Source organism: Streptomyces sp. (assembly GCF_031178505.1).
GTDB lineage: Bacteria > Actinomycetota > Actinomycetes > Streptomycetales > Streptomycetaceae > Streptomyces > Streptomyces gulbargensis.
The window spans coordinates 1-4,773 of record NZ_JAPSIW010000556.1 but is presented as its reverse complement, the minus strand read 5'-3'; the positions used below and the strand labels follow the sequence as shown (position 1 = coordinate 4,773).

Below are 4,773 nucleotides of genomic sequence, written 5' to 3'. Positions count from 1 at the left end.
CGGGCCGCGGCTTCCGGCCCTCCCGTACGGCCTGGGCCAGTTCGTGGGTGCGGGCGGCGTGGTTGTCGAGGACGGCGCGGCGCTGGGCGTTGAAGTCGAGACCGAGCCGGGGCACGTTGCCCTGGACGGCGGCGACGGTGGCGGTGCCGTCCTCGGCCGAGTCGTCGACGAGGGGCAGGGCGGCGACCGCGCCGGTGACGGGAAGGAGGACGGCGAGCGCGGCGGCGGCGAGCGGTCCCCGCGCGCCGGTGCGGGGGCGGGTGGCGCTCGTGGCGTCCGGGGCGCCGGCGGCGGCCGGGTCGTCGCCGCCGGGTGCGGCGGGCTTCCGGCGGGCGTGGAGCAGGCGGGCCGTCTCGTACAGGCCGAAGCCGCAGAGGGCGACGGCGAAGCCGAGCACCGGGGTGCCGCCGACGGCGGCGAGCGGGAGGAAGAGGCCGTCGGCCTGGCCGAAGGCGATCTTGCCCCAGGGGAAGCCTCCGAAGGGCACCCGCGCGCGGGCCGCCTCGGTGAGGACCCAGACGCCGGCGGCGAAGACCGGCCACCACGGGAGCCGGGAGACCGCCGCGACGCCGAGTCCGGCGGCGGCCACGAACAGGGCCTCGACGGCGGCGAGCGCCAGCCACGGCACCGGGCCCACCTCCTCGCCGGTCCACACGAGGAGCGGCAGCAGGAAGCCGAGTCCGGCGAGCTGGCCGAGTCCGAACCCGGCGCGCAGGCGCCGCCCGCGCAGGGTCCAGCCGAGCAGGGCGAAGGCGGGCAGCGCGAGCCACCACAGGGTGCGCGGCGGGAAGCTCAGGTACAGCAGGAAGCCCGACAGCAGGGCCGCCCCTGGCCGCGGGAACCATCGCCACCGGGAAACCGGCGCGGGCGGGCTGCCGTCGGCTGCGGACGCGGGGGCGGTGGTGATGGTGGTGCTCACCTTGCGGAGTGTACGGGGCGTGCCTGTCGACACGGCTCGCGCGGGCGGGGCCGCTCCGCGTACGGGCTCAGGCGCCCGTAGGGGTGACGGGCGGGGTCGGCGGTGCCGACGGGGGGCGGAGGTGGCCGCGGATGACCCGGACCGCCGATTCGGCGTCGTCGACCGTGACCGTGAAGGTACGGCCGTCGCCGAGGCGCAGGACGAGTCCCTCGCCCCTGCGGACGACCACGGCGGTGCCCATCTCGGGGCGCCACCGGTAGCCCCAGCCGCCCCACTGGCGCGGGGTGACGCGCGGGGCGAACTCGGCGCCCACCACGTGGGAGAGGAGGATGCGGCGGCGTGGGAGGCCGATGTGGCCGCACCGCACCTCCATCGCCCGGTGGTCGACCTTCACGGCGACGTGGACGAAGGCGAGGGTGCCGAAGAGGACGAGCAGACCGGCGGCGACGCAGCCGATCACCGCCATCAGGAGCGCCGCGACGCCGGAGGGCCAGGGCGCCTCGACGGCCAGGGTGACGCCGAGGGCCATGCAGGCGGCGCCGGCGAGGGCCGCGATCCACTGGAAGCGGTTGGTGGCCCGGCCGGTCCAGACGGCGGGCGGACGCCCGTCGTCACCGCGGGCGGGGACCGTGCGGCCCGGGGTGTCGCCGTCGGCGCGGCTGTGTCCGGATTGCTCCCTCATGGGGGCAGCGTACGCAGGGCGGGGCCGTACGGCGCGGCGGGCGGCGGGGGCGCCGGTCAGGAGGAGTGCAGTGCCGCCCTGGGGGCGAGGAGCCGGCCCTCGGGGTAGGTGAGGGCGGTGGCGGGCAGGTCGCCGGGGCGTCCGCTGAGGAGGACGGAGAGGGTGCCGTCGGCGGGGGCGCCGGGGTCGGGCGCGGCACCGATCCGGCGCAGCGCCTGGGCGGCGACGGCGCCGGCCGAGCCGTGGAAGACGATCGGCGGCAGGCCCCCGGTGCGGCGCGGGGCGAGGGCGGCGAGGATGCGGTCCTCGACCAGCTCGTAGTGGGTGCAGCCGAGCACGAGGGCCCGGATGTCCGGCGGGGTGAGCGCGGCCGCGGCGGCCACGGCCCGGTCGACGGCTCCGGTGTCGGCGTGCTCGACGGCGTCGGCGAGCCCGGGGCAGGGCACCTCGGTGACCTCGGCGCCGTCGGCGAAGTCGCGGATCAGACCGCGCTGGTAGGCGCTGCCCGTGGTCGCGGGGGTGGCCCAGATGGCGACCTTGCCGCCGCCGGCCGCGGCGGGCTTGATCGCGGGGACGGTGCCGATGACCGGGATACGGGGTTCCAGCTCGGCGCGCAGGGCGGGGAGGGCGTGGACCGTGGCGGTGTTGCAGGCGACGATGAGGGCGTCCGGGTGGTGCGCGGCGGCGGCGCGGGCGACGTCCAGGGCGCGTGCGGTGAGGTCTTCGGGAGTTCGCGGACCCCACGGCATGCCGTCGGGGTCGTTGGAGAGGAGCAGCGCGGCGTCCGGCCGCAGCCTGCGCACCGCGGCCGCCGCCGGGAGCAGGCCGATTCCGGAGTCCATGAGCGCGATCTTCACCCGGTCACCCTAGCCGATGGGCCGTACGCGGCCACCGATCTGGTGCAGACTGCGTCGAATGAGCACCTTTGCCTGGTTCGCGCTGTCCTCGCTCGTCGTCTGGGTCTGGCTGCTGCTGGGCCAGGGGTTCTTCTGGCGGACGGACCAGCGGCTGCCTCCGCGGGGCGCCGCCCCCGCGCGGTGGCCCCGGGTGGCGGTGGTGGTTCCGGCGCGGGACGAGGCGGCCGTCCTGCCCCTGAGCCTGCCCTCGCTGCTCGGGCAGGACTATCCGGGCGAGGCGGAGGTCTTCCTGGTGGACGACGGAAGTACGGACGGGACGGGTCGGCTGGCGGCGGAGCTGTCCGCCCGGCACGGGGGCCTCCCGCTGACGGTGCTGTCCCCGGGCGAGCCGGAGGCCGGGTGGACGGGCAAGCTGTGGGCGCTGCGGCACGGGATGGAGCGGGCCCGGGCGCACGGGCCTGAGTTCCTGCTCCTGACGGACGCGGACATCGCGCACCGCCCCGACAGTCTGCGGCGCCTGGTGGCGGCCGCCACGGGGAACGGCCTGGACCTGGTGTCGCAGATGGCGCGGCTGCGGGTGACGAGCGGCTGGGAGCGACTGGTCGTGCCGGCGTTCGTCTACTTCTTCGCCCAGCTCTACCCCTTCCGCTGGATCAACCGGGAACGGCCGCTGGCCACGGCCGCGGCGGGGGGCTGTGTGCTGCTGCGGACCGGGACGGCGGTGGCGGCGGGGGTGCCGGACGTGATCCGGCGGGCGGTGATCGACGACGTGTCGCTGGCGCGGGCGGTACGCCGGGCCGGGGGCCGGATCTGGCTGGGGCTGGCGGACGGGGTGGACAGCGTCCGCCCGTACCCGGGGCTCACGGACCTGTGGCGGATGGTGGCCCGCAGCGCGTACGCGCAGCTGCGGCACCGCCCGTCGCTGCTCGTGGGGACGGTGGCCGGACTCGCGCTGGTGTATCTGGTACCGCCGGTGGCCTCGGTGGCGGGCCTGCTCGCCGGTGACGGGGTGACGGCGGCGGCGGGCGCGGCGGCGTGGGCGGTGATGGCGGGGACGTACGTCCCGATGCTCCGTCACTACGGGCTGTCGGCGTGGGGATCTCCGCTGCTCCCGTTCACCGCCCTGCTGTACCTGCTGATGACGGTGGACTCGGCGGTGCGGCACCACCGGGGCCTGGGGGCGGCGTGGAAGGGGCGGACGTACGCCGGAGAATACGCTTTCCGCCACGGTGAGTAGTGCGGCCCTTTCGGCGCGTACGCACGCGCCGCGCGCGCGGGTGATTGTCTTCGAGCATGCCCATGATCATTTCAGCGCCGCGCCCGGGCCGCATTTCTTCCGGGGTCATTTCTTTATGCGTTCTTCATGCCGGGCACACCGAGGTGACACACCGTCGGGCGACCCGCCGGTAACCCCCTCCCAACTCGGCTTTTACGCGATCTTGGGACAGCCGGCCGCCCGTTTTTGTCACGTTCGCTCGGATTGCGGATCCGGGTGGGCGAGAACCCCGTCAAATATCCGCCAAACCAGGCTCCCCAACCGGCACATCGTGGGCTTAACTTATGGCCATGACCTCCCCCCGCTCCTCTTATGGAGGCGGTTACCACACCGCGCCGTCCTTCCCGGACACCCCGATCTACGACTCCCTCGTCGCGGAGCGGGGCACGCCTCAGATCGCCCCGATCCGAGTGCCCGCCGCCTACGACTCCGGCAGCGCCTTCGCCGGAAACAGCTTCTCCGGAAGCGGGTCCCACCTGCCGGCGCTCCCCTCCGCGCTGCCGGCCCTTCCCCCGGCGTCCGCCCCGCAGCCCGCTCCCGCCTACGGCGGCGGCTACGGCTACCCCCAGCCGCAGATGACGCAGCAGATGGCCCCCGTGCCGCTGCAGCACGCGCCCGCGCCGTACATCCCGCAGCAGCAGGCTCCCCCGCGCGGCTACCCCGGCGGCCAGGTCCCCCAGCCGCCCCGGCCCGCCCCGGCGGGGTACGAGGCGATGCGCCCGGCCGCGCCGCGCCCCGTCCCGGCCCAGGTCCCCGTCCCGGCCCCCGCGCCGTACCAGGACCCGTACAACCGCCCGTACCAAGGGGGTTACTAGCCCCCCGGGCGCGTCCGGCACGTCCCGGCGCGCCCGTCCTCGTCCCGATGTGTTCCGGCCGCGCCCGCCCCGCCCGCCCTCGGTGCGCCTTTTCGCTCGTCGGCCCGCGGCGGTGAGGGGACGGCTGGCAGGATGGGCGCATGTCGCATCCCGCTGTCCGCTCCCTGCACATCCACCCGGTGAAGTCGCTGCGCGCCCTGGCGCGCGACGAGGCCGAGGTGCAG

At 76.0% G+C, this 4,773-nt stretch carries 4 protein-coding genes and 1 pseudogene; 2 read left to right on the top strand and 3 right to left on the bottom strand.

The genetic code is table 11. The annotated features are described in order from the left end of the window. From RIF68_RS27655 to RIF68_RS27645, 3 genes and pseudogenes are all read right to left on the bottom strand, one after another. Positions 1-919, bottom strand: a pseudogene (locus RIF68_RS27655) (apolipoprotein N-acyltransferase); the annotation flags it as partial. Between the two features lie 67 nt (positions 920-986). Continuing rightward, the gene (locus tag RIF68_RS27650) at positions 987-1,601 is read right to left on the bottom strand and encodes a hypothetical protein (RefSeq protein WP_309054024.1); all 615 of its coding nucleotides are present in this window, start codon (positions 1,599-1,601) and stop codon (positions 987-989) included. 56 nt (positions 1,602-1,657) lie between these two features. Further along, the gene (locus tag RIF68_RS27645) at positions 1,658-2,458 is read right to left on the bottom strand and encodes an aspartate/glutamate racemase family protein (RefSeq protein WP_309054023.1); all 801 of its coding nucleotides are present in this window, start codon (positions 2,456-2,458) and stop codon (positions 1,658-1,660) included. Between the two features lie 58 nt (positions 2,459-2,516). Here RIF68_RS27645 and RIF68_RS27640 point away from each other — a divergent pair, with 58 nt between their 5' ends. Continuing rightward, entirely contained in the window at positions 2,517-3,695 is a 1,179-nt protein-coding gene (locus RIF68_RS27640; RefSeq protein ID WP_309054022.1) for a glycosyltransferase, read from the top strand. 329 nt (positions 3,696-4,024) lie between these two features. Further along, the gene (locus tag RIF68_RS27635; protein WP_309054021.1) at positions 4,025-4,549 is read left to right on the top strand and encodes a DUF6643 family protein; all 525 of its coding nucleotides are present in this window, start codon (positions 4,025-4,027) and stop codon (positions 4,547-4,549) included. Positions 4,550-4,773 lie beyond the last annotated feature (224 nt).